The following is a 24,838-nucleotide window of genomic DNA, read 5'->3' on the forward strand; positions in this document are numbered from 1 at the left end:
GGGCAGTAGGGCAGTAGGGCAGTAGGGCAGTAGGGCAGTAGGGCAGTAGGGCAGTAGGGCAGTAGGGCAGTAGGGCAGTAGGGCAGAGGTTCGAGCGCCTTTAAACATATTGCCCTACTGCCCTACTGCCCTATTCCCCTAACCCAGCCAACTGATCCGTAATCTCGAAACGCTCGGAAGCACCGATACGGATCATGTTCAGACTGCCCTCGCGGGTGAAGCGGAATTCGCCGGGTGCGTTCGAACCGGCCGGCTTGCCGGCCTTGAAGCTGATAATGCGCGTGCCGCCGTCGGGCCAGGTCACGGTCACGTCGATCTTGTCGCCGGTGCGCGCGACGCCTGCCTTACAGCTGGTCATCGGCTGGCCGAGATAGCGCGCGCAAGGAATGACGTTGCCGGCACCAGGGACCGGTGTCCCCGGCGGCTGCAGCCGTGCAACGGTCTGTGCGTCGGGCGGAGGCGCCGCGTTGGCCGCGCCGAAATTCTGGACGGGACCCACTGCTGCGGGCGGTGATCCATCAACCTGTCCAGTCGATGGGTTTCCACCGGCCAGCGCCAGGCGGTAAGCATCCTCGATCGCCACCCTGCCGATCGCGTCAGCGGAGTTCAGCGGCGTTTCGGGACCCGTTGCGCCCAGGCGCGTTGTCAGATCGGGCAGCGGTTGAGGCGCAGGGTTCTCCGCACTGGCCGCTGCCTGCGGTGTCACTTGCTGGGGATTGATCGGGTCGAGGTAACGCGCCGGAGCCCATCCACTCAGCTTGGGGTCGTCAATGTCTTGGACTTTGCACCACTTGTAGCCGCTGACGTCACCGCAGCCGAGATTTTTCACGCTCGAACCACTCGGCAGCCGTGCCTCGATCTTGCCCATGGCCGATGCCGTGGCGCGCACGTTCAGGAGGTCATCCGGAGCGAGACCCGTCACAATCGAGATGATGGGCTCCGGCTCCTGGCCGTTGGCCGGCAGCTCCGCCAGCATCAGCGGAGCGGCAACCATCGCAAGCAGCGTCGTCGGGAGTGTTACTGTGCGCCTAATCATCTGCCACGGGCGGTAGGTCCAATTGCCGAACGCGCGGCTAGGCACGAAAGCGCCATCGCACGCCAGCCGGTTTTTATAGGTGACGAGGCGGCGCTGCGTAAGCCCGAAAAGGTGCCGCGTGTTGAATCGCTACCAGGTCACTTCCGTGAACTAACAGCCGGCAAAATATTGCACATTTCATGTAAATATGCACTCTCTCAAGTAAGGTTGAGGAGGGCAATATGGTCGACCTTGAAATATTCGCGCAGGTGGAAAACATAGTTCGCCAGCGTATCAAGAAAACGCGTGCCGAGATTGAGGCTTCACTTGGTCACATCGCCAACGGCAATCCGCTGGCCGCCGAACAGACCCTCTCCAGGCGGCTCGACAGGCTGCAGGTAAAGGCGTCGCTCAGCCGCACCGAAGCAGAGATGATATCGGCAGCGATCGACATGAGGTCTGCCGGGGAAAGAAAGGCCGCCGCCAAACAGCCAGGGCCGGAGGCAATTCTCGGCCCAACGCTCGATTTCATCGGGGTCGCATTTCTGGAGCGTGGGCGCCGTGCGGCCGATGCGGTTGGCCGCGTTGCCTTTCTCAACGGCAATCCGCAAGGATCGGGTTTTCTGGTCGGGCCAAGGCTGTTCCTCACAAACAACCATGTGATTTCGTCGTCGGCGGATTCCCGGCGCTTCCAGGTCCAGTTCGACTATGAGCAGGACGGTGCGAATGCCGTGCGTACGCCGACGACGTTCCTGTTCGATCCTGAATCCTGTTTCGTGACCGATAGCATAGAAGGTCTGGACTATACGCTGATCGGGGTCGGCGAGCGGCGCTCCGGTCCAAAGGAACTGGGGGAGTTCGGTTTTATCTCGCTGTCGGACGCGCGCGACAAGCACATGCTCGGCGAAATCGCCAACATCGTTCAGCATCCCGATGGCCGCTTCAAGGAACTGGTGCTGCGTGAAAACCGGCTGGTGGCCCGCGACGAAACGGTTCAAGTGCTGCACTATGTCGCCGACACCGAACAGGGTTCGTCCGGTTCACCGGTCTTCAACAACGAATGGGAGCCTATTGCCCTGCATCATTGGGCCGGGCCGTTCCACGAGGTGACGGGCATAGGTGGCTATGCGCTTACTCGCGAGATCAACGAAGGCATACGAATCAGCGCCATCGTTGACGATCTCAGCACTAGAAAGACCAGGCTACCGGGCTCCTCGGCATCGGCGGTTTCGGAAGCTCTGGCGATTTGGGCCGGAACGCCGCGCATGATGGACGAGACAGTTCGGCTGAACGCCGACGCTCGCGAAGATGTACTGGACAAGCCGGTGCAGCGACCGGAACCCGATCGCAATCCGCCGGCGACGAGACACAACGCCGATGGCTCGGTCACCTGGACTTTTCCCGTCGAGATAAATGTCCGGGCGCCGCTGATCGACCGCGACGGAGGCGATGCAAGACGAAACGACGGCAAGAGCCCGGCAAGCGAACCCGCGAAGGTAGCCATCGCCGAGGCAGCGGGTTGGAAAACAGAGGACTTCGACGATCGTGGAGGGTATGAGCCCGGCTTCATACCGGGTTTTGTCCTGCCAATGCCGACGGTCGCCAATTCACCCTTCCGGTTGGCCAAAAACCTTCTTGCCAAACCGGGCGAGGACCCACACGAATTGCGCTATCATCATTTTTCGATCTTGATGAACGCCGATCGCAGGCTTGCCTTCGTCACCGCCTGCAATATCGATGGATCCCGCACCAAGGCCGTCAATCGTGAGGACAAGACGGTCATCGACAACCCGTCGCTTGCCGAATTGGGGGTGGAGTCGATTTCCGGTTCGGAAGCCAGCGATGCTTTCCGGCCCGATCGCCGCATCGACCTTGGCGAGCAGATGACCCAGGAATTCTATTCGAGCCAGAATGTGCCTGGATTTCCCGTCGCAAAATCCAAGGAACGAATCGCTCGAATGTTCCAGAAGGGCCATATTACGCTTCGCGGCGACCCTGCATGGGGCGTGGATCAGGAGGCGGTCGCGGCAGAACGCGACACGTTCTTTTATACCAATGCTGCGCCGCAAGTCGGCTTCTTCAATCAGGGAAGCTCGCTTAACCATCCCGGCTCCAAAGGGAAGTTGAGATGGCGCGCGGTAGAAACCTATGTGCTGCGCAACGCCTATACGACGCGAGGCCGTGTCACGGTGTTTGCCGGGCCAGTGTTCCGCGAGGACGATCCTCCCTACCGCTTCGACAGCCATGTTCCGCTGAAGTTCTGGAAGATCGCGCTGTGGTCCGATCAAGCTGGCCTGCGCGCCATCGCGCTGCTGGCGGACCAGAAGCCGGTTTTGGAAGTGATGCCCGAAGCGTTGGAAGAGCGTGCCGAGGCATTCGATGACCCGCTTGAAATTGCCAGGGTATCGGAATTCCTTTCGACGGTGGGCGAGATTGAAGAGCTGACCGGCCTGAACTTTGGCCAGCAGGTGCGCGACGCCGACATTCGGGCCGGTTCCGAATCGGTTCCGGCACAGACTTTCAACCCAACGCAACTGGCGCCGAAGACGTCACGGCCAAAGACTTCGGCGACGAAGACTTCGACATCCAAGACTTCGGAGGCCAGCACCCGACGTCCTGCCAAGCGATCGAAGCGATCGGCGTCGGACAACTGAAGATTGGACGGTCGCGGCCGCTTGGAGCGCGGTCATCCGTTCGGCCGGGTATAATCGCGGTTCAGCCCGGCATGAAGCCGGTGCGCAGCGCGTGAGCCCATTCGGGCCGTCCCGCCTGCTCGGCCTGACGCGCCGCCGCCTCGTGATCATAATCAACGGCGATGGCTTCGAAACGATCGGGGTGCAAGTCGACGAGGCCGTAACGGGCGTGCGGCGAACCCTGTTCGGAGACATGCGCCGGCGGGGTCGAATCGTCATAGGCCGGGCAGCCGATGCTGCCCGGGTTGAAGATGACCGGACCGCCGGGAATGCGGACCAGCTCGCTGCGATGGCTGTGGCCGCAAAGCATGATGCGGCAGGCGGGATCGATCGCGCCGAGGCGCCGTTCGATGGCGGCCAGCGGCGCGCGCATCAGTCGGCCGTCGACAATCGCGTCAGTCAGGTATTTTTCGTCGTGGTCGGGCCGGGCGTGGAAGGCGATCACGCCGGGCGCCACATCGAGCGTGAGGGGCAGCGCGAACAGCGCCTCGCGTTGGCTTGCCGTCAGCCGTTCCTGCGCGTAGCGGTCGGACGGCCACATGGTCTCGTCGGCGGTGTCGCGGGCAACGCGGCGGTCGTGATTGCCGCGCACCGTCGGCAGCTCGAGCGCCTCGAGCCGCTCCATGGTCTCGCGCGGCCAGAGCGGGCCGGAAACGCAATCGCCGAGATTGATGATGAGGTCGGCGCCGCCGCGCTGCCGCAGATCGTCGAGCACGGCGTCGAGCGCCAGGACATTGCCGTGGATGTCGGCGAGGACGGCAATGCGCATGGCAGGCTCCGTTAATTGGAATGGCTGGAGGGCGGGTGAAGCTACTTTTGCTCGTCTCGCGAAGCCGGCGAGAGCGGAATCCAGCTTCGCGTCGTTCAGGCGCGGACTTCGATCTCGTGGCCGCCGACCGCCGGCAGCGATGCGTCGTCGCCGGCCGCGGCAATCACGCTGTCGAGCAGGCCCGGGAAGCGGCGGTCGAGATCGTCACGGCGCAGCGTGATCAGCCGGCTGGTGCCAACTGCTTCGGTCCGGGTGACGCCGGCCTCACGCAGCTTGGCCAAATGGTAGCTCAGATTGGTCTTCGAGCAGAGATCGAGGAACCGGCTGCAATTCAGCGGCACGCCCTCCTTGCTGGCGAGATAGCGCACGATGGCCAGCCGCGTCGGGTCGCCCAGCACGGCAAGCACGTTCGGCAGGCTGATCTGGTCGGCGGTGGGATGGGGCAAGGTCATGCCCAGGAATTAAGCACATTCGGAGCCGATTTCAACGCATCTCCTCTTGTGGCTGATGGACACATAGTTTCGCCCTGTCGCCCCCTCCTGACACCGAGCTGTCAGGATCGTTCGGCTATTTTGCAGCGGCTTTATTGACATCATGCCCTGTTATGTCCAATTGTTCAATAACCTTTGAACTAAGGAAATTGCCATGGATAAGCGCCTCATCTGGCTTGCGCTCGGATCGTTCACGATTTCGACCGAAGGTTTCGTCATCTCCAGCCTTTTGCCCGACATTGCAAAGGATGCCGCGATCTCCGTTCCGCTCGCCGGCACGCTGATCACCGCGTTTGCGCTCGCCTATGCGATCGGCACGCCGATCCTGGCAACGCTGACCGGCGAATGGGACCGTCGCCGCGTCATCCTGTGGACGCTGGTGTTCTTCGTGTTGGGCAACGTCGCCGCGGCGCTGAGCTCCTCCTTCGAATTGCTGTTGATCGCGCGCATCGTCATGGCGCTGTCGTCAGGCTTGTTCGCGGCGACCGCACAGGGAACGGCCGTTGCGCTTGTCGACGACCATCATCGCGCCCGCGCCATTGCCGTGGTCGTCGGCGGCACCACCGTTGCGGTCGCGGTCGGCGCGCCGCTTGGCGCGCTTGTTGCGACGGTCGCCGGCTGGCGCGGCACATTCTTTGCCATTGCCGGCCTTGGCGCGCTCGCCGGCGCGATCCTGTGGTACCGGCTGCCGCGCGGCATCGTCGGCACCAGGCTGCCGCTCCGGATGCGGCTGGCAGCGGCACTCCGCCCCGGCGTCATGCCTATCCTGGTGACGACGATCCTGGCACTGATCGGCGCCTTCACCGTCTTTGCCTTTGTCGCGCCGCTCGCCATCGAAGGCGGCGGACTGAACCCGATCGCGCTTCCCGGAATGCTGCTCGCCTTCGGCGTTGGCGCGGTCATCGGCAATATCGGCGGCGGGCAGGCCGCCGACCGTTTCGGCGCGACGCGCACCGTCTGCTGGTCGCTGGCGCTGAGTGCCGCCATGCTGGTCACGTTTTCGCTGATCCCGATGTTCCTGCCGCGCGAGATCGCCGGGCCGGCGCTCATGGCCATGATGGTGCCGTGGGGCATCGTCGGCTGGGCATTCCCGCCGGCGCAGGCCAGCCGTATCATCAAGCTGGCGCCCGATGCCGCGCCCATCGTGCTGTCGCTGAACGCTTCGGCACTCTATCTCGGCGTCGCACTGGGTGCGGTGGTTGGCGCCGCGGTGCTGCGCTACGGCGCACCGGCCGACCTCGGCGTGGTCGCGGCGGCATTCCCGATCATTGGTCTGGGCGTGGTGCTGGCAGGCCATCTGGCGGCGCGTCCGGTGGCGATGCCGGCCGAATAAGGCTGTCAGTGGAGCTTGGCTGCCGGCCGCCGATAGTTCAAATCGCGGCCGGCGGTGCGTCAAAATCCAACGCGGCGATTTCGTCCAGCGCCGCTCGCAGGCTTGCCGCCTGCTCCTTTCCAAACATCTCCTCGAAGCGCTGCTGAGCAACTTGCCACAGCTTGGTCTTACGCTGTCCGCCACATCGGGATGATCGAGGCGGCCAGCAGCAGGCCAAGCATGATGTTGAGCATGCGCCACTGCCGCTCGGTTCGCAGCGACCGGGCGAGCAGGGTGCCCGCTACGCACCACGCCGCCAGCGATAGGGCCGCGGCAAGACCGAAGACCGTGCCGAGCAGCAAGGCGAGCTGCAGCGGCCCGTTGGCGAGCGCAGCAAAGGATGCCGCCGCTCCCAGCCCCATGGCCCAGCCCTTTGGGTTCATCCATTGCAGGCCGGCGCCACCGAAAAAGCTGTTCGGCTTTGCCATGGCCACGTCCAGATTGGGCGGACCGCTGCGGCCGATCTTGAGGGCAAGCCACACCAGATAGAGCGATCCGGCTATTTTCATCGTCAGTTGCAGCGAAGGAGCGGCGGCCAGCACGCCGGCGAGCCCGGCAGCACCTGCCGCAGCCACCGTGGCCAGGCCGGCCGCACTCCCGGCCATCAGCGGGATAGAGCGGCGAAAGCCGAACTGCGCGCCGGACGCCGTCGACAAGGTCGTGGCCATGCCGGGCGTTGAGGTTGAGACCAGCGCGAATACGACGAGGGGAAGGACGGTTTCAAACATGCTGCTTCCTTTGAAGCCTGCACGGTAGGTCTTTTGGCTCATCAGTAAATGCAATGTTTGCAATGGTTACTATTAAGAAACATAATAGTCAGATGGCTTGCAATCTCGATACCGCCTTGATCCGAACCTTCGTCACCGTTGCGGATAAGGCCAGCATGACAGCAGCGGCCAACGCGCTGAATTTGACCCAAGGCGCCGTCAGCCAACATATCAAGCGCTTGGAAGAGGTTCTTGGCTGCAGCCTGTTCGAGCGCGACCGGCGTGGATTGCGGTTGACCCGCTCCGGCGAGCGATTGCTCGGCAAGGGCAAGCGCCTGCTTTCCCTCAATGACGAGATCTTGGCGGAGATGGCGGGCGATGCGGTTGCCGGTCAGGTGCGGCTTGGCGTGCCGTATGACCTTGTCGGCACCTTGCTTGCGCCGGTGCTCAAGGCCTATGCCGAGGCGTATCCGCAGGTCGAGATTTCGCTGATCTGTGCTTCGTCGCCGGAGTTGGCTGCGGCCTTGGCGGCCGGCACGATAGAGCTCGCGGTGATCGAGGAGCCGATCGGCCGGTCGGCTGGCGAATGCCTTGTTGTCGACCGGCTGGTCTGGGTCGGCGCCAAAGGCGGCGCCGCCCGCGGCAAGCGGCCCTTGCCGGTTTCGATGGTCGCCGAGACCTGCGCGTTCCGCCCGGTGGTGCTGGAGGCGCTTGACGAGCATGGGCTGGAATGGCGCACCGTATTCGAAAACGGCAGCATCGACGCGACGACGGCGACGGTGCGTTCGGACTTGGCCGTCACCACCTGGTTGGCGTCGACCGTGCCTGCCGACCTCGACATTTTGGCCAACGATCCGGAGCTGCCGTCATTGCCGAATTTTTCGATCAATCTGCATTTGCCGAAGCACGGCGTCGCGCCGGCTGCACTGGCGTTCGCGGGCCACCTCCGCGATGGGTTGACACGCCGACGAGAGGCGGCTTAAAAAACAGCAAAAAGGACGGCCAGTGTTCAGCCGTCCTTGATCGCCCCGCAGCATCTACTTCCAGTTCTTGCGCCGCTCGATCTCGGCTTCGGAAGGCTGTTCCGGAGCAAAGGACCCGGTCTTGATCTCGCCGGAGCGTTCATAGCTCGCCATCAGGACGCCGGTGGTCGATGCCTGCGAACGGGTCAGCTTGAAGGCAGCAGGTATCGTGCCGCTGCCGAACAGCTTTTTGCCCTTGCCCAGCACCAGCGGGAAAATCAGCAGGCTGATCTCGTCGATCAGGTCATTGGCGAGCAAGGTCTGGATCAGCTCGCTCGATCCCTGAATGAGCAGGTCCGGGCCGTCCTCCTGCTTCATCCGGCGCAACGTCGCCACGACATCGCCGCCGAGCGGCTGGCTATTTTGCCAGGACAGCGTATCCGGCCTGTGCGTCGCCACATATTTGGTGACGGCGTTGAAGCTGTCGGCGATCGGGTCATTCTTCTGATAGGGCCAGTGGGCGGCGAAGATGTCGTAGGTCTTGCGGCCGAGAAGCAGCGCGAACGGTTTTGAAAACGTCTCGCCCATCGCGGCGCCCATCACGTCGTCCCAGTAGTGAAACGTCCAGCCGCCGAATTTGAAGCCCCCGACAGGGTCCTCTTGCGGGCCGCCGGGCGCCTGCATGACGCCGTCGAGGCTGACGAATGTTGCGGCGATGATCTTCCTCATTGGAGCTCCCTTTCCCTGATCCGTGCCGTCATGGCCGGAGTTCGAGCCAAGGACGGGCGAACGGCCATTTGTCCGACAGCGGCCGGCAAATTTCCAGGGTTGGAAGGGCGGATGACTGCCGACCTTGTTGCATCGGCTTGGAGAAGAGAAACGCTCAGTCCAGACCGACGACCGTATCGTAGAGCAGCTTGAAGTTGAGCACCAGGATGAGCCCAGCGACCACCCAGGCCAGCACGGCAACAGCGCGGGAAATGGCGAAATTACCCATTTTGCGCTTGTCCGAGACGAACTGCACCAGCGGCACGACTGCGAAGGGAAGCTGCATCGACAGGATTACCTGGCTGAAGACCAGCAACTGGCCGGTTCCCTTCTCGCCATAGAGCGCAGTGACCACCACCACCGGGACGATGGCGATGCCGCGCGTCAGCAGGCGGCGCGCCCATTGCGGGATGCGCAGACGCAGGAACCCTTCCATCACGATCTGGCCGGCGAGCGTCGCCGTCACCGTCGAGTTCAGGCCGGAGGCAAGCAGCGCTACGGCAAACAGAATGGAAGCGATGCCGAGGCCGAGCAGCGGCGACAGAAGCTCGAAGGCCTGGCCGATCTCGGCAACGTCATGATGACCGGTGCCGTGGAACGCCACCGCCGACACGATCAGGATGGAGGCATTGACGAACAGCGCCAGTATCAGCGCGATGGTCGAGTCGGTCGTCGCCCATTTGATAGCGTCGCGCTTGCCGCGATCGGTGCGCTCGTAGGCGCGGGTCTGCACGATCGAGGAGTGCAGATAGAGATTGTGCGGCATCACCGTGGCACCGATGATGCCGATGGCGATGTAAAGCATGGCCGGATTGGTGACGATCTCGGACGATGGCACGAACATCGCATGCAGGATGGAGCCGACCGGCGGGGCGGCGGCAAAGATCTGGATGGCGAAGCAGCCGAAGATGATGATCAAAAGCGCTATGATGAAGGCCTCGAGGAAACGGAAGCCCTTGTTCATCAGCAACAGCAGCAGGAAGGCATCGAGCGCGGTGATGATGGCGCCGCCGATCAGCGGAATGCCGAACAGCAGTTGCAAGGCGATCGCCGTGCCAATGACCTCGGCGAGGTCGCAGGCGATGATGGCCAATTCGCAAGCGACCCAAAGCATGAAATTGACCGGACGCGGATAATAGGCGCGGCACGCCTGTGCAAGGTCGCGGCCAGTGGCGATGCCAAGCCTGGCGGCGAGCGCCTGCAGCAGGATCGCCATCAGGTTCGACAACATGATGATGAACAGCAGCGTGTAGCCGAACTGAGCCCCACCGGCGAGGTCGGTCGCCCAATTACCAGGATCCATGTAGCCGACCGAAACCATGTAGCCCGGCCCCATGAAGGCGAACAGCCGGCGAAGCCAAATCCCCGAGTGCGGCACGGCGATCGTGGCGTTGACTTCGCGAAGGCTGGGCTGCTCGCCGTCCTCCGGGCGGGCAAATCGCCACATGGACCGGGGGGCTGAGGTGGCTTCGGCTTCCGACATGAACTGGCTTTCCACAGGAGCGATCGATATTCTGTCCTTATTTATGCCACGGCTGAACATTATGCAATATGCTATATTTCATTGTCTGAGCTTTTTCGTGCAACCGCTTGGCCGTGCGGCCGGAACGGCGGTGAACGCCGGTTGCGCCGGCCACCGAATGGAAATAAACGGCCAGAACCAATAGGGTTCTGTGCTATGACTGCAATGCCGATTCAAACTGCCGGGAGGAGCGCGTATTGGCGCTGAAGAAAAGACCGGTTCCTCGCGAAAAGCCGCTGCCTGATGCAGAAATTCACTCGGAAGGCTTCCGGCAGACGCGTGAAGCGCGCCGCAGCGCGCTGGTCGAGGATTATGTCGAGCTCATCGCCGACCTGATCGAGGACGGCAACGAGGCGCGCCAGGTCGACATCGCGGCACGGCTCGGCGTCGCCCAGCCGACGGTGGCGAAAATGCTGACGCGGCTGTGCGCCGACGGGCTGGTCTCCCGGAAACCCTATCGTGGCGTGTTCCTGACCGATGCCGGCCGCAAGGTTGCGGAAGAGAGCCGCATTCGCCACCAGACGGTCGAGGCCTTCCTGCGCTCGCTCGGGGTCAGCGCCGAGACGGCGCGCATCGACGCCGAGGGCATCGAGCATCATGTCAGCGCCGAGACGCTCGAAGCCTTTCGCAAGGCAATAATCGCCGCCCGCTGAAAAGCACGGCCAGCGCATCTCGTCGCGCCACTCGCTTCCCACGAGCAGGGTGAGCGGCACAGACCTTGCGATGTCTCGGCCAGACCAGACAAGCGTCAGCAAGCATTGCTTGTTCGCACGAAAAATACTGTGACTTGGCGTAACCGTTGAGATAATTGTTGTCGTGTCCGATCGAACCGGGACACGGCCCGATCAGCCGGAAAATTGCATAAACGGGGGTTGCCATGCTCTGGAAGGGCCGTCGTCAGAGTGACAATGTCGAGGACGAGCGCGGCCAGAGCGGCGGGCTTGGTGGCGGGCCGGGGCAGTTTCGCATCCCGATCGGCGGTCGCGCCGGCGGCGGCGGCATCTCGGGCATCATCATCGTAGGGTTGATTTTCCTGGCAGGGTGGTATTTCGGCTTCGACCCGAGCCAGATCCTCGATAACAGCGGCTTGCAGCCCGGCGGCGGCGAGATCACCGACAATAGCGGCGAGCAAGGCGGCGGTACCGGTGCGCCCGCGTCCGACGAGATGAAGCAGTTCGTATCGACCGTGCTGGCCGAGACCGAGGATACCTGGACCGGTATTTTCCAGTCCGAGGGCCTGACCTATCAAGATCCAAAACTGGTCCTGTTTAGCGGCCGGATCGGCTCCGCTTGCGGTTCTGCCTCGTCAGCGGCCGGACCATTCTACTGTCCCAACGATCGCAAGGTCTATCTCGACACCACCTTCTTCCAGCAGCTCGATCAGCAGTTCGGCGCGTCCGGCGATTTCGCACAGGCCTATGTGATCGCGCATGAGGTCGGCCATCACGTGCAGAACCTCGTCGGCATCCTGCCCAAATTCAATCAGATGCGGCAGAATATGAGCGAAGCCGACACCAACCACATGTCGGTGCAGGTCGAGCTGCAGGCCGACTGCTTTGCCGGCATCTGGGCACATTTCACCGGTCAGAAGGGCATCTTGGAACAGGGCGACATGGCGGAGGCACTGAACGCCGCCAAGCAGATCGGCGATGACACGCTGCAGAAGAAGATGCAGGGCTACGTCGTGCCGGAAAGCTTCAACCACGGCACGTCGCAGCAGCGGCAGACCTGGCTGGCGCGGGGCTTCCAGAACGGCAAGCTATCGGACTGCGACACGTTCAACAACCCGATCTGAGCCGACAGTTTTCTCGCTAATCCGAGAGACTGGATCGCCGTCAGGGGATGTCAGGATGAAAACACTCTGCCCGTTCCCTCATTGTTCCCGGCGATGTGCTCGCCTATAAGGTGTGTTCCCGTTCGCTCGGGCGGCCCGAGGAGATACCATCATGATAGACCCCAAAACCGCCAGGCGGGGCCTTGCGCTTGTTTTCACCACACTGCTGCTCGACATCATCGGCTTCGGCATCATTATGCCGGTGCTGCCGGCCTATCTCAGGGAATTGACCGGCGTCGGTATCAGTGAGGCGGCTATCGAGGGCGGCTGGCTGTTCTTCGTCTATGCGGCGATGCAGTTCGTTTTCGCACCAGTGATGGGCGGGTTGAGCGACCGGTTCGGACGGCGGCCTATCCTGCTTGCCTCGGTGCTGACGTTCGCTATCGACAATCTGATCTGCGCTATCGCCTGGTCCTATCCGATGCTGTTCATCGGCCGCGTGCTGGCCGGCGTTTCCGGCGCCAGCTATTCCACGACATCGGCGTTTATCGCCGACATCTCGACCGACGAAAACCGTGCCAAGAATTTCGGGCTGCTCGGCATCGCTTTCGGTGTCGGCTTCGTCATCGGGCCGGTTCTGGGCGGGTTGCTCGGCACGTTCGGGCCACGTGTGCCGTTCTATTTCGCTGCCGGGCTTGCTTTCGCAAACTTTCTGATCGCGCTGTTTCTGTTGCCGGAAACGCTTGATAACAAGCACCGTCGCCGCTTCGAGTGGAAACGCGCGAACCCGGTCGGCACTCTCGTCCAGATGCGCAACTACGAAGGTATCGGCTGGATCGGACTTGTCTTCTTTCTGATGACGCTGGGGCACATGATGTATCCTGCGGTCTGGTCGTTCGTCTCCAGTTATCGCTATGGCTGGAGCGAACAACAGATCGGCTTCTCGCTCGGCGCCTTCGGCCTGTGCGGAGCGATCGTCATGGCGACAGTCCTGCCGCGCGTGATCCCTAAGCTTGGCGAGTGGAAGACGGCGGTAATCGGTCTGGCATTTACCGCACTCAGCGCCTTCGGCTACGCCTTCGCGTCACAAGGCTGGATGATCTATGCAGTGATCGTCGTCGGATGTCTCGAGGCGTTGGCCGATCCACCGCTCAGAAGCCTGGCGGCCGCCAAGGTGACACCTTCCGCCCAGGGCGAACTCCAGGGCGCGATGACCTCGATCTTCTCGATCACCTCGATCATCACACCGCTGCTTTATACGGCGATCTTTTCCTGGTTCACGGGGCCGAGCGCGCCCGTGGTTTTCGGCGGTGCCCCGTATTTGCTCGGCGCGATTTTCCTCACGCTGGCGCTCGTCGTCTTCGTCACCAGGGTGGCCAAGCCGACGCCGAAGGAAGTCAAACGCATGCACGCGCAGGAAGCGGTGACAGACGGGGCTTGATCGGCGCCGGGAGCCCGGCCGGCGCCGTCAGGCAAATCCGTTTTTACGCAATACGCTAGACACGCTCGGCCAGTGCCGGCTCGCCGCGCTTTTCGCGGATAAGATTGACGAAACGGCGGAACAGATAATGCGAATCCTGCGGGCCGGGCGAGGCTTCTGGATGATGCTGGACCGAGAAGACCGGCCTGCCGGTGAGCGCAATGCCGCAATTCGAACCGTCGAAAAGCGAGACATGGGTTTCCTCGACGCCGCTCGGCAATGAGTCGGCGTCGACGGCAAAGCCATGGTTCATCGAGACGATCTCGACCTTGCCGGTGGTGTGGTCCTTGACCGGATGGTTGGCGCCGTGGTGGCCCTGATGCATTTTTGCTGTCTTGCCGCCCAGCGCCAGCGCCAGCATCTGGTGGCCAAGGCAGATGCCGAACACCGGGATATCGGTCTTCAACAGATCCTGGATGACCGGCACGGCGTAGACGCCGGTGGCTTCCGGATCGCCGGGGCCGTTGGATAGAAAAATGCCGTCGGGCCGCATCGCCAGGATCTCCTCGGCGCCGGTTTTTGCCGGCACCACGGTGACCTTGGCGCCGAGGCCGGCCAGCAGGCGCAATATGTTGCGCTTGACGCCGTAGTCGACGGCAACGACGTGCATCGACGGATCAGCCTGTTCGCCAAAGCCCTCGTTCCAGACCCAGGGCGTCTCGCGCCAGACCGAGGACTGGCCGGAGGTGACCTCCTTGGCGAGATCAAGCCCGATAAGCCCCGACCATGCGGCGGCGCGGCGCTTGAGGTCATCGACGTCGAAGATACCGTCGGGCGCGTGCGCGATGACGGCGTTGGGCATGCCCTTTTCGCGAATCAGCGCGGTCAGCGCCCGCGTGTCGATGCCTGAAAGTGCGACGATGCCGCGCTTCTTCAGCCACTGGTCGAGACCGGTTCCGGCGCGGTAATTCGACGGGTTGGTGACATCGGCCTTGAACACGGCGCCGACTGCGCCGGCGCGGGCCAGCGGGTTGAGATCCTCGATGTCTTCGTCATTGGTGCCGATATTGCCGATATGCGGGAATGTGAAAGTGACGATCTGGCCGGCATAGGATGGGTCGGTTAGGATCTCCTGATAGCCGGTCAGCGCGGTATTGAAGCAGACCTCGGCGACGGCGGAGCCGGCGGTGCCCAGACCGCGACCCTCGATGACGGTGCCGTCGGCCAGCACCAGCAGGGCGGTCGGCTTGTGGGTGGCCCAAGGGGGGGTCGACGCGGCGGTCATCGTTGCCATGGCGGCACTCCTAAAGGTTGCGTCCTCAGTCGGCGCAACAAAAGGCGCGAAGCGGCGATCTCACAGCCTCGACGCGCTAAGTTTTCACTTGTGCCCGTCGTTGCCCAAAACCGCTACGCCCTCTCGGGCGACGTGCACTAGAATTCAATTCATGCAAGGCCCAGTACATAGGGGAAGGCGCCAAGGCGGTCAATGATGCCGCGCCGTGCGTGCCGGGATTTATTTCGTCGAACAATATCAGCGGTTTGCCGGACGCTATCGAGTTTGCCTTGGGCTTTCGGCACGGCTATTGTCCGCCGCATTCGAAGGAGAAAGCACCATGCGAGGCAAAATCGCCGAATCCCTGAAGAGCGCGATGAAGGCGCAGGACAAGCGCCGGCTGCCGACATTGCGGCTGATCCAGGCGGCCATTCACGACCGCGACATCGCCAATCGCGGCGCCGGCAAGGAGCCGGCCAGTGACGACGAGATCCTGCAGATCCTGGCCAAGATGGTGAAGCAGCGCGAGGAATCGGCCAAGGCGTTCGATGACGGCAAGCGGCCGGAGCTTGCCGCGCAGGAGCGCGACGAGATGGCCATCATTCGCGACTTCCTGCCGACGCAACTGGGCCAGGCCGAGACGGAAAGCGCCGTCCGTTCCGCCATCGCCGAGACCGGCGCCAGCGGTGTCAAGGACATGGGCAAGGTGATGGCGACACTCAAGGAGAAATATGCCGGGCAGATGGATTTTTCCAAGGCGAGCGGCATCGTCAAGAGCCTGCTTCAGTAAGCTGCGGAAGCCCCTTGCCGTCGCGCCCGCAATCCGGCAAAAGCTCGCGCCCGTGATCGAACTCGTCAAACCGGCGTTTGAACACCTGCCGTCCTACAAGGCGGCCCTCGAGCGCGGCTGGTCGCCGGACAATGTGCGGCTGCTCGACGCCACGCGCGAGCAGCTTGCGGCTATTGAAAAGGATCCTGCGACTTTCGTAGCCGATCTCGACGATCCTGATGGCAAGGGACCGCCGATTGCCTTGCCGGACGGTTCGACGGTGCCGCGGCTGCCCGGATTCCGGCGCTGGATCTGGGACGGGGAGGTCGCAGGCTCGATCGGCTTGCGCTGGCAACCCGGCACCGCGGCGCTGCCGTCGCACGTGCTCGGTCACATCGGCTATGCGGTGGTGCCGTGGAAACGGGGACGCGGCTATGCGACCGAGGCGCTGCGGCTGATGCTGGTGGAGGCGAGGGCGGTTGGCCTGCCCTTCGTCGAAATCACCTGCAAGCCACACAATGTGCCCTCGCAGAAGGTCGTTCTGGCCAATGGCGGCCGGCTCGTCGGGCGTTTCTTCGAGGATGCTTCCTACGGCGGTGCGGAAAGCCTGCGCTACCGGATTGATCTATAGCCCTATTCGGCGGCAGCCGGCAGCGGCGGCGCAGCCCGGCTTCGCCATTCCCAGACATGCGAAGCAAGCGCAACCGCGACGGCGACCAGCATGGCGATCGCGCCAACCACCGGCAGGCTGCGATAGCCATAGCCGGCATTGAGCATCGCCGCGCCGAGCGATGCGGCGAGCGCGATGCCGACATTGAAGCCCGACGGAATGAGTGACGAGGCAAGGTTGGAGGCATCCGCGGTCCAGGTCAGTATGCGGGTCTGGATCGGCGTGCCGATGGCGAAGTTGAGGCCGCCCCAGACGAAGATCGCCATCACCATCGGCAGTGGGTAAGGGCTGACGGCGTAGATCAAGGCGAGCATTGCCGCCTGCAGGAAAAGCATGGCGATAAGCGACGGCATCAGCTTCCAGTCGGCGAGCTGCCCGCCGACGAAGACGCCGATCGTTGCGCCGACCCCATTGAGCAAGAGCACCCAAGGTATCCATTTCTCGTCGAGGCCGGTGAGCTCAAGCAGCGTCGGCGTGATGTAGGTGAACAGGCCGAACTGGCCGATCATCAGCATCAACATGATAATGAGCGAGGTCCAGACCTGCTGGCGTGCGAGCACGCGGACCTCGCTGCCAAGGCTCGCTGACGGGCTCGATGATCCCGTCTTGCGTGGCAGCAGAGCGCCGATGGCCGCGAAGGCCACCACGCCGAGGCCACACATCACCCAGAATGTCGCATGCCATCCCCAGATGTTGCCGATTGCCGTGCCGGCCGGAACGCCGATGACATTCGATACGGTGAGGCCGGACAGGATCAGCGCCACCGCCATGCCGCGCTGGTCTTCGCGCACCAGGCCGACGGCCACCACCATGGCAACGCCGAAATAGGCGCCATGCGCCACGGCCACGGCTATCCGCAACAGCAGCATCGAGGCGAAGTCGGGCGCCAGCGCGCAGGCGGCTTGGCCGATGGTGAAGGCTGCAGTCAGTCCAAGCAGCAGGGCCTTGCGGGAGAACCTTTTGGTAGCGAGCGCCAGCAGCGGGCCGCCGACTGCAATGCCGCCGGCATAGCCGGACACGAGATAACCGGCGGTCGGGATCGCGACGCCAAGGCCACCGGCCACCTGCGGCAGCACGCCGGCGATGACGAATTCGGTGGTGCCGAAGGCGAAGGCGGCAATGAACAGGGCAATGAGGGGGAGCATGGCGGAAAGGCGATCCTCGGATAAGGTCGCCTCAAACCACGGATGAGGGCAGCGGGCAATCCAGAAATTGTCGACGCCGCTTTAGCTTTTCTTGATCGCCGGTCAGGCGCCCGCCGCGGAGGCGAGAGCTAGGCGGCTGCCTTCCTCCCGTAAGGAATTTTCAGCCACGCCCGTTCGTGAAGATAGTAGAGCAGCGACTTGGTGACGACCTCGGTCAGGCCGATGGCCGCGGCGAGCTTGATGCTTCCCGTCACAACGAGCGAAATGATCATCGTGTCGATGGTACCGGTGATGCGCCAGGAAAGCGCTTTGGCGAAGCTGCGCGAATGGGTATCCATCGACTTTCCTCCCCGTAGATATTGGACGACCCTTTAGCCGACAGACGGGAAGCGGCGCAAAGATAATTTTTGCGCCTTGGCCCACTGCAATTTTCATAGGCGATGTCCTGAAGCAACCCGGCCTGTGACGCAATCTATCCGGCCTTGAGCCGCGAACCGGTGAGCAGGCCGCGCTCCTCGAGCACGGGATAGGCCATCGAGGCGAGCAGCGAGTTGATCTGCTTGAGGTCGCGAATGGTGTCGAGATGGATGGAACTGGTCTCGACGCTCTTGGCGGTGCCGTCGCGCAGCCGCACGAAATGGCTCTGGCTGGTTTCCTTCTCGCGGTCGCGCAGCCGGTCCTTTTCCAGCACCAACTGGCGAGCGGTCTCCGGATCGCGGGATACCAGCACGTTGAAGGCAAGCCTGGCATTGGCAAGCACCAAGGCATGGAAGGCGCAAAGCTCACGCCAGCCTTCCGGCGTGAACTCCAGCCCGCGCTCGAATTTCTTCTTCACGTGAACCAGCATGTTGCGCACGATGATGTCGCCGACCTGCTCCAGCTTGACGCAGGCGCCGATCAACTCCTGGCAACGCAGGGCCTCGTCCTCGCTCAGCGGGTTCTTGGTGACCTTGGCGAGATAGAGCTTGATCGCCGCGTGCTTCCTGTCGACACGGTCGTCGAGCGCGGCCAGCGCGCCGATCTTGTCGGCATCGGCGCTCTCATAGAGCTCGATGATCCGTTTCAGCATGATCTCGACCGTCTCGCAGACCCGCACCACCTCGCGGGTGGCGTTGGCCAATGCCTGGCTAGGCACGTCGAGCGCACTTTCGTTGAGCGCCGAAAGCTCGAGGACGTCGAGCACATTGGCGGGCTGCGGCTTGGTGCCCAGCGCCACGATCCTTTCCGAGGCGCGATAGACCAGGCTCGCCAGCGGGAGGCCGGCGATCAGGATCAGGATGTTGAAGACGATGTGGGCATTGACGATCTGCTCGGGCACGGTGCTGCCCAAGAAGGCGACCGGCGGCTTGAACGTCAGGAACAGGATCAGCATGATCAGCGAACCCATGCCGCGCATCAGGAGATTGCCGATCGGAACGATGCGAACGCCGGGTTCTGCGTTGCGGGTTAGAAGCGGCGCGATGATCGAAGAGCCGAGATTGACCCCGAGCACCAGCACAATGCCGAGTTCGGGCGGGATGAAGCCGCGGCCGGCGAGCGTCACCATCAGCAGCACCGCGGCGATCGAGGAATGGAACAGCCAGGTGACCAACGCCGCCAGAAGATAGGCGGTGACCGGATCGCCGGAGAAGTAGTCGACGATGAGCGGCATCAGCGTGCTCTGGCGCAGCGGCTCCGATGCCTGGCCGATCATCTCCAGCGACAGAAGCAGCAGGCCGATGCCGACCAGGATGCGGCCGAACTGGCGCCAGTCGCGCCGCTCAGTGGCCATGAACATGACGGTGCCGGCGACCAGGCAGATCGGCACCAGCAGCGACAGATCGAAGGTGAGCAGCTTGACCACCAGCGCCGAGCCGATCTCGGCGCCGCGCACCGCAAGCTGGCCCGACATGCCGCTGACAATGCCGGAGCCGGCGAATGAGCCGACCAGCAAGGTGACGGCGGTCGAGCTTTGCAGTGCGACCGCCAGGCCGCAGCCGGCCAGAACCGCCATGAACGGATTGCGCATGGTGGCGCGCAGCTTGTGGCGCAGCACATCGCCATAGGCGCGCTCGACGCCGGTCTTCACCAGACGGGTGGCAAACAGCATCAGTGCCACCGCACCGGCAAGGTGCAGCAAAACGACGGAGCCACTCATGCCACGCCCCGCAATGCGACAGGTGCCAGCGACGCGGGCGCGGTGAAGTCAAAGGGGCAAAAGTGGGCGCGAATCGTGGACATTGCAGAGGTTGATGTTACTCCGATTTATTTTAGCCGAATAATAAATTTTGCCCGGTTCGGACGCCTGTTGGCACGCGACGGAGCGTGTCGGAAATGGATGGCTGACAAAATGGTTGCATAGACTGCGGAGTTGCGGTGGGTCGTGCGTCCGTTCTCGGACGGCCGCTTTAAAGGTAGCGCTGAATTAGTCGTGCTAAACGTAAGAAATCATTACGAAAACGTAATCTCTGTGCTCAGTTTCGGTTCATTCTTCCGGCTCTATTCCGTAGGCATCGACAACCAAGGAGTACCCGCTATGAAACGTATCGTTCTTTCCGCCGTTGCCTTCTCGATGCTGGCTGCAACCGCCTTGCAAGGCCAGGCTGCACCACTGAACACACCAAACGCGCCGCAGTCGAACTACAGCCAGGTCGACTGGCAAAAGCCCGGCAGGCATATCGACGTGAACAAGCATGTCGACGTGAACAAGCGCGTTGTAGTGAAGAAAAAGATCGTCGTGAAGCGCAGCCATTGGCGCAACGGCCAGAGATATTCGAGCTGGAAACGTCACCGGCCGATCCGCGACTATCGCCACTATGGCCTGCGCCGTCCCGGTCCCGGCCAGGAGTGGATCCGGGTCGGCAACGACTATCTGCTGGTCAGCGTTCTCTCCGGCCTGATCTTCGGCGCCATCGCCGCGCAGTGAGCGCCGAACGGATGATGGGCGCTGCGTCGGGCTTAGATCGAGAAGGCGGCCCGCTGGCCGCCTTCTCTTTTTGGCCTGTGAAAACCGGGTATGGTCGCCATTAGGAGTCGTCGGGCTTCGCCCGTGTGATTATATGGAGGCCAAACGAGCTGTCCCCCCATGCGCTTTCCGCCTGCTTTCCTCGACGAAATCCGCGACCGCGTACCGATTTCTTCGGTGATCGGCCAGCGCGTCGCGTGGGACAGGAAGAAGACCAACGCGCCGCGCGGCGATTATTGGGCGTGCTGTCCGTTCCATGGCGAGAAGAGCCCATCCTTCCATTGCGAAGACAAGAAGGGCCGCTACCACTGTTTCGGCTGCTCGGTTTCGGGCGACCATTTCAAGTTCTTGACCGAACTCGATGGCATGAGCTTTCCCGAGGCCGTCGAGAAGATCGCCGACATGGCCGGCGTTCCGATGCCGGTTCGCGACGCCGATGAGGAGCGGCGCGAAAAGGAACGCGCCAGCCTGACCGACGTCATGGAGATGGCGACGGTGTTCTTCCAGGAACGGCTGCAGGGGCCGGAAGGGGCAAAGGCCCGCGCCTATCTGCGCGACCGGGGGCTGACACCGGCGACGCAGCAGTCTTTCCGCCTCGGCTATGCCCCCGACAGCCGCAACGCGCTGAAGGAGCACCTTGCCGCCAAGGGTGTCCCCAAGGCCGACATCGAGGCGTGCGGGTTGGTGCGCCATGGCGACGACGTCCCGGTTTCCTACGATTGGTTTCGGGACCGCATCATGTTCCCGATCCCGGATTCCAGGGGCAAGATCATCGCCTTCGGCGGGCGGGCACTGGCGCCGGATGCGCTGGCCAAATATATGAACTCGCCCGATACGGAGCTCTTCCACAAGGGCAACGTGCTCTACAATTTCGCCCGTGCGCGCCAAGCGCTGGGAAAGGGGGTGCTGGGGCAGGGGGCGCTGGCCAAGGGCGGCACGGTCATTGCCGTAGAAGGCTACATGGATGTGATCGCGCTGGCGCAGGCCGGCTTCGAAAACGTGGTGGCGCCGCTCGGCACCGCGTTGACTGAAAACCAGCTCGAACTTCTATGGCGCATGGCCGGCGAGCCGGTGCTGTGCTTCGATGGCGACCAGGCCGGATTGAAGGCAGCGTGGCGCGCCGCCGACATGGCGCTGCCGGCGGTCCAGGGGGGCCGCTCCGTGCGCTTCGCCCTGCTGCCGGAGGGCAAGGATCCCGACGATCTGGTCAAGGGTGACGGACCGGATGCGTTCCGCGCCGTGCTTTCCGAGGCGCGGCCGCTGGCCGACCTCTTGTGGATGCGCGAGACCGCCGGCGGCATCTTCGACACGCCGGAACGGCGGGCGGAACTCGAAAAGACGCTGCGCGAACTGACCAGCCGCATCCGCGACGAGAGCCTTCGCTATCACTACCAACAGGAAATGCGCGAGCGGGTACAGAGCTTCTTCGGGACCCAGCGCGGACGCCAGGGACGTCAGGACGGACGGCCCGGGGAGCGCTTCCCGGGCAGGGTCTCAGCACCCGGCGGACAGTTTGCACGTGGCGGCGGTGCCGGTGGGCGCACCGCGATCACCGAAAGCCTCGGCCGCTCGGCGCTGGTCAAACGCGGCGGCGAGGGCATGTCGGTGCGCGAGGCGACGATCATTGCGGCCCTCGTCAACCATCCCGTGCTGATCGACGAGAATTTCGCCCATGTCGAGTTCCTCGATCTCGCCAACTCCGATCTGAAGCGGCTGCATGCGGCCATCCTCGACGCCATGGCGCACGATATGGCCAACAACCGCGAGGCTGTAATCGCGACGATCGAGCGGGCCGGCTGCGGTGAGATCTGGCAGCGCGCGGTGGCGCTGATCAAACGTGCGCGGCAATGGCCGGCGCTGGAAACGGCAGCACTCGACGATGCTCGCGATGCGTTCAGCCAGGCTCTCCACTTGCAGCGCAGCGCGCGCACCTTACATAAGGAGCTGAAGCAGGCGGAAGCAGCGCTCGCCAGCGATCCCACGGACGAGAACTACCGGCACCTGGTCGAAATCCAGGCGCAATTTCGTGATGTGCAGGCAACGGAAGCGCTGATCGAAGGGTTTGGCGTATCATCGGGCAGGGCTGGGCGCGTCTAGATCGAAGCCTCCAGAAGACTGAAATGTAAGGACGTGCTTGCACGTTGAATCAAGCGTGCGGTGCTCTAAGTCGGGTAATTGATTCGCTTTTTTCATGCGAATCATGCGAGAGGCGCTTGACCTTCCGGCAGAATGGCGGAATCAGGTCGATTCGAAACGTTAACCCGCCCCGGCATCGACGGGAATGCAGCGATGTAAGGTACTGATCACTGGACAGGCAGTCAGCTTGCCACAGATATCAGGGTTAATCTGGACTTAACGAGAGATGCAGTTACTGGCCCGGTAAAGCGCGTTCTGGAAGGAGCGCATCCAATTTGACCGGACCGGCAGCGTACGCGGCTTTGATACTCAGCCGCTTGGAGAAAATAAAGACTATGGCGACAAAAGAAAAGGAAGAAGTCGAGACCGAACGCGAGGCCGCGACCGATGGCCCTCTGCTCGACCTTTCCGACGATGCTGTCAAGAAGATGATCAAGGCCGCCAAGAAGCGCGGTTATGTCACCATGGACGAGCTGAATTCGGTGCTGCCCTCGGAGGAAGTGACCTCCGAGCAGATCGAGGACACGATGGCCATGCTTTCCGACATGGGCATCAATGTGGTCGAGGACGACGAGCAGGGCGAGGAGCCCGAAGCCGCCGATACCGCCGCTGATGCCGAGGAAGATGCCAACGAGCTGGCCGAGCAGACCGGCACCGCCGTCGCCGCCACCACGACCAAGAAAGAGCCGACCGACCGCACCGACGATCCGGTCCGCATGTATCTTCGCGAGATGGGCTCGGTCGAGCTTCTGTCGCGCGAGGGCGAAATCGCGATCGCCAAGCGCATCGAGGCCGGCCGCGAGACGATGATCGCGGGCCTGTGCGAAAGCCCGCTGACTTTCCAGGCCATCATCATCTGGCGTGACGAGCTCAACGAATCGAAGATCCTGCTGCGCGAGATCATCGACCTCGAGGCGACCTATGCCGGGCCGGAGGCCAAGCAGGCGCCGGTTGTCGAGCGTATCGAGGAAGCCAAGACCGAGGAAAAGTCGCGCCGTTCGCGCGAAGACGAGGACGACATCACCAATGTCGGCGGCGACACCCGTGGCCTGGTGGACGACGACGAGGAGGACGATGACGAGGCGAGCCTGTCGCTGGCGGCGATGGAAGCGGAACTGCGCCCGCAGGTGATGGAGACGCTCGACGTCATTGCCGACACCTACAAGAAACTGCGCAAGCTGCAGGACCAGCAGGTCGAGAACCGGCTGGCTGCCGCCGGCACGCTGTCGCCCAGCCAGGATCGCCGGCTCAAGGAGCTGAAGGACCAGTTGATCAAGGCGGTGAAGTCGCTGTCCTTGAACACGGCGCGCATCGAGGCGCTGGTCGAGCAGCTCTACGACATCAACAAGCGCCTGGTGCAGAACGAAGGCAAGCTGCTCAGGCTGGCCGAAAGCTATGGCGTGCGCCGCGAGGAATTCCTCAGGGAATATCAGGGCTCGGAGCTCGATCCGAACTGGACTCGCTCGATCGGCAATTTGACCTCGCGCGGCTGGAAGGAATTCACCAAGAACGAGAAGGACGCCATCCGCGACCTGCGCGCAGAGATCCAGAACCTCGCCACCGAGACGGCGATTTCGATCCAGGAATTCCGGAAGATCGTCAACCAGGTGCAGAAGGGCGAGCGCGAAGCCGCGATCGCCAAGAAGGAAATGGTCGAGGCCAATCTGCGCCTGGTCATCTCCATCGCCAAGAAATACACAAATCGCGGCCTGCAGTTCCTCGACTTGATCCAGGAAGGCAATATCGGCCTGATGAAGGCGGTCGACAAATTCGAATACCGCCGCGGCTACAAGTTCTCGACCTACGCGACATGGTGGATCCGGCAGGCGATCACCCGTTCGATCGCCGACCAGGCGCGCACCATCCGCATTCCGGTGCACATGATCGAAACGATCAACAAGATCGTGCGCACCTCGCGCCAGATGCTGCATGAGATCGGCCGTGAGCCGACGCCGGAAGAACTGGCGGAAAAGCTCGCCATGCCGCTGGAAAAAGTGCGCAAGGTGCTGAAGATCGCCAAGGAGCCGATCTCGCTCGAAACGCCGGTCGGCGACGAGGAGGATTCGCATCTGGGCGACTTCATCGAGGACAAGATGGCGATCCTGCCGATCGACGCGGCGATCCAGGCCAATTTGCGCGAGACGACGACGCGCGTATTGGCCTCGCTGACGCCGCGCGAAGAGCGCGTGCTCAGAATGCGCTTCGGCATCGGCATGAACACCGACCACACGCTGGAGGAAGTCGGCCAGCAGTTCTCGGTCACCCGCGAGCGCATCCGCCAGATCGAAGCCAAGGCGCTGCGCAAGCTCAAGCACCCGAGCCGGTCGCGCAAGCTCAGAAGCTTCCTCGACAGCTGAGGCCGGGTGACGGATAAGCAGTTTCAAGGGCGCCGGTGGCGCCCTTTTCCG

22 protein-coding genes are annotated in these 24,838 nt (G+C 62.9%); 12 read left to right on the top strand and 10 right to left on the bottom strand.

The window, feature by feature from the left end; genetic code table 11:
* Positions 1-130: 130 nt before the first annotated feature.
* The gene (locus NKI19_RS24125; protein WP_352491516.1) at positions 131-994 is read right to left on the bottom strand and encodes an SH3 domain-containing protein; all 864 of its coding nucleotides are present in this window, start codon (positions 992-994) and stop codon (positions 131-133) included.
* Positions 995-1,257: 263 nt separating this feature from the next.
* Here NKI19_RS24125 and NKI19_RS24130 point away from each other — a divergent pair, with 263 nt between their 5' ends.
* A complete protein-coding gene (locus tag NKI19_RS24130) occupies positions 1,258-3,669 on the top strand; it encodes a DNA/RNA non-specific endonuclease (protein ID WP_352566072.1) in 2,412 nt (803 codons plus the stop codon).
* Between the two features lie 61 nt (positions 3,670-3,730).
* Here NKI19_RS24130 and NKI19_RS24135 read toward each other — a convergent pair whose 3' ends face one another.
* Together NKI19_RS24135 and NKI19_RS24140 are read right to left on the bottom strand one after the other, a co-directional pair.
* The gene (locus NKI19_RS24135; protein WP_352491514.1) at positions 3,731-4,477 is read right to left on the bottom strand and encodes a metallophosphoesterase family protein; all 747 of its coding nucleotides are present in this window, start codon (positions 4,475-4,477) and stop codon (positions 3,731-3,733) included.
* A gap of 95 nt (positions 4,478-4,572) precedes the next feature.
* Entirely contained in the window at positions 4,573-4,929 is a 357-nt protein-coding gene (locus NKI19_RS24140; RefSeq protein ID WP_023719360.1) for an ArsR/SmtB family transcription factor, read from the bottom strand.
* Positions 4,930-5,122: 193 nt separating this feature from the next.
* Between NKI19_RS24140 and NKI19_RS24145 the strand changes: the two genes are divergently transcribed.
* On the top strand, positions 5,123-6,301 hold the full coding sequence (locus tag NKI19_RS24145; RefSeq protein ID WP_254820339.1) for an MFS transporter: 1,179 nt from the start codon (positions 5,123-5,125) through the stop codon (positions 6,299-6,301).
* Between the two features lie 167 nt (positions 6,302-6,468).
* On the opposite strand, the gene NKI19_RS24155 is transcribed toward NKI19_RS24145, so the two are convergent.
* Positions 6,469-7,068, bottom strand: a complete 600-nt coding sequence (locus tag NKI19_RS24155) for a LysE family translocator (RefSeq protein ID WP_352491513.1) — start codon at positions 7,066-7,068, stop codon at positions 6,469-6,471.
* A gap of 92 nt (positions 7,069-7,160) precedes the next feature.
* On the opposite strand from NKI19_RS24155, the gene NKI19_RS24160 reads away from it, so the two are divergent.
* Positions 7,161-8,030: a LysR family transcriptional regulator gene (locus tag NKI19_RS24160; protein ID WP_352491512.1), complete on the top strand. Its 870-nt coding sequence runs from the start codon at positions 7,161-7,163 to the stop codon at positions 8,028-8,030.
* Between the two features lie 54 nt (positions 8,031-8,084).
* Here the strand turns inward: NKI19_RS24160 and NKI19_RS24165 are convergent, their stop codons facing one another.
* Together NKI19_RS24165 and NKI19_RS24170 are read right to left on the bottom strand one after the other, a co-directional pair.
* The gene (locus NKI19_RS24165; protein WP_352491511.1) at positions 8,085-8,738 is read right to left on the bottom strand and encodes a dihydrofolate reductase family protein; all 654 of its coding nucleotides are present in this window, start codon (positions 8,736-8,738) and stop codon (positions 8,085-8,087) included.
* Positions 8,739-8,892: 154 nt separating this feature from the next.
* Entirely contained in the window at positions 8,893-10,260 is a 1,368-nt protein-coding gene (locus NKI19_RS24170) for an Nramp family divalent metal transporter (RefSeq protein WP_352491510.1), read from the bottom strand.
* On the opposite strand from NKI19_RS24170, the gene NKI19_RS24175 reads away from it, so the two are divergent.
* The 4 genes from NKI19_RS24175 to NKI19_RS24190 all read left to right on the top strand — a co-directional run bounded on the left by NKI19_RS24175 (position 10,259) and on the right by NKI19_RS24190 (position 13,514).
* Positions 10,259-10,444: a hypothetical protein gene (locus NKI19_RS24175; RefSeq protein WP_352491509.1), complete on the top strand. Its 186-nt coding sequence runs from the start codon at positions 10,259-10,261 to the stop codon at positions 10,442-10,444. The genes NKI19_RS24170 and NKI19_RS24175 overlap by 2 nt on opposite strands.
* A 52-nt stretch (positions 10,445-10,496) precedes the next feature.
* The gene (mntR, locus tag NKI19_RS24180) at positions 10,497-10,952 is read left to right on the top strand and encodes a manganese-binding transcriptional regulator MntR (protein ID WP_023678308.1); all 456 of its coding nucleotides are present in this window, start codon (positions 10,497-10,499) and stop codon (positions 10,950-10,952) included.
* A gap of 224 nt (positions 10,953-11,176) precedes the next feature.
* Entirely contained in the window at positions 11,177-12,094 is a 918-nt protein-coding gene (gene ypfJ, locus NKI19_RS24185) for a KPN_02809 family neutral zinc metallopeptidase (RefSeq protein WP_352566070.1), read from the top strand.
* Positions 12,095-12,245: 151 nt separating this feature from the next.
* Positions 12,246-13,514 carry a TCR/Tet family MFS transporter gene (locus NKI19_RS24190; protein WP_352491507.1) on the top strand — a complete coding sequence of 423 codons (1,269 nt, stop codon included), beginning with the start codon at positions 12,246-12,248 and terminating at the stop codon, positions 13,512-13,514.
* 55 nt (positions 13,515-13,569) lie between these two features.
* Here the strand turns inward: NKI19_RS24190 and carA are convergent, their stop codons facing one another.
* The gene (gene carA / locus NKI19_RS24195) at positions 13,570-14,787 is read right to left on the bottom strand and encodes a glutamine-hydrolyzing carbamoyl-phosphate synthase small subunit (RefSeq protein WP_352491506.1); all 1,218 of its coding nucleotides are present in this window, start codon (positions 14,785-14,787) and stop codon (positions 13,570-13,572) included.
* Between the two features lie 319 nt (positions 14,788-15,106).
* On the opposite strand from carA, the gene NKI19_RS24200 reads away from it, so the two are divergent.
* Together NKI19_RS24200 and NKI19_RS24205 are read left to right on the top strand one after the other, a co-directional pair.
* Positions 15,107-15,556, top strand: a complete 450-nt coding sequence (locus tag NKI19_RS24200) for a GatB/YqeY domain-containing protein (protein WP_352491505.1) — start codon at positions 15,107-15,109, stop codon at positions 15,554-15,556.
* 52 nt (positions 15,557-15,608) lie between these two features.
* Entirely contained in the window at positions 15,609-16,166 is a 558-nt protein-coding gene (locus NKI19_RS24205) for a GNAT family N-acetyltransferase (protein ID WP_352491504.1), read from the top strand.
* Between the two features lie 2 nt (positions 16,167-16,168).
* Here the strand turns inward: NKI19_RS24205 and NKI19_RS24210 are convergent, their stop codons facing one another.
* From NKI19_RS24210 to NKI19_RS24220, 3 genes are all read right to left on the bottom strand, one after another.
* A complete protein-coding gene (locus NKI19_RS24210) occupies positions 16,169-17,350 on the bottom strand; it encodes an MFS transporter (protein ID WP_352491503.1) in 1,182 nt (393 codons plus the stop codon).
* A gap of 128 nt (positions 17,351-17,478) precedes the next feature.
* On the bottom strand, positions 17,479-17,688 hold the full coding sequence (locus tag NKI19_RS24215) for a DUF2061 domain-containing protein (protein WP_292658743.1): 210 nt from the start codon (positions 17,686-17,688) through the stop codon (positions 17,479-17,481).
* Between the two features lie 134 nt (positions 17,689-17,822).
* A complete protein-coding gene (locus NKI19_RS24220) occupies positions 17,823-19,487 on the bottom strand; it encodes a Na/Pi cotransporter family protein (protein ID WP_352491502.1) in 1,665 nt (554 codons plus the stop codon).
* Between the two features lie 378 nt (positions 19,488-19,865).
* Between NKI19_RS24220 and NKI19_RS24225 the strand changes: the two genes are divergently transcribed.
* From NKI19_RS24225 to rpoD, 3 genes are all read left to right on the top strand, one after another.
* A complete protein-coding gene (locus tag NKI19_RS24225; RefSeq protein ID WP_352566068.1) occupies positions 19,866-20,255 on the top strand; it encodes an RcnB family protein in 390 nt (129 codons plus the stop codon).
* A 159-nt stretch (positions 20,256-20,414) separates the two neighbouring features.
* Positions 20,415-22,391 (top strand): DNA primase, encoded by a 1,977-nt coding sequence (gene dnaG / locus NKI19_RS24230; RefSeq protein ID WP_352566066.1) that lies wholly within the window; start codon positions 20,415-20,417, stop codon positions 22,389-22,391.
* Between the two features lie 374 nt (positions 22,392-22,765).
* Entirely contained in the window at positions 22,766-24,787 is a 2,022-nt protein-coding gene (gene rpoD / locus NKI19_RS24235) for an RNA polymerase sigma factor RpoD (RefSeq protein WP_352466688.1), read from the top strand.
* The last annotated feature ends 51 nt before the right edge of the window (positions 24,788-24,838 follow it).

This window comes from Mesorhizobium sp. M0751 (assembly GCF_040320265.1).
Classification (GTDB): Bacteria; Pseudomonadota; Alphaproteobacteria; order Rhizobiales; family Rhizobiaceae; genus Mesorhizobium.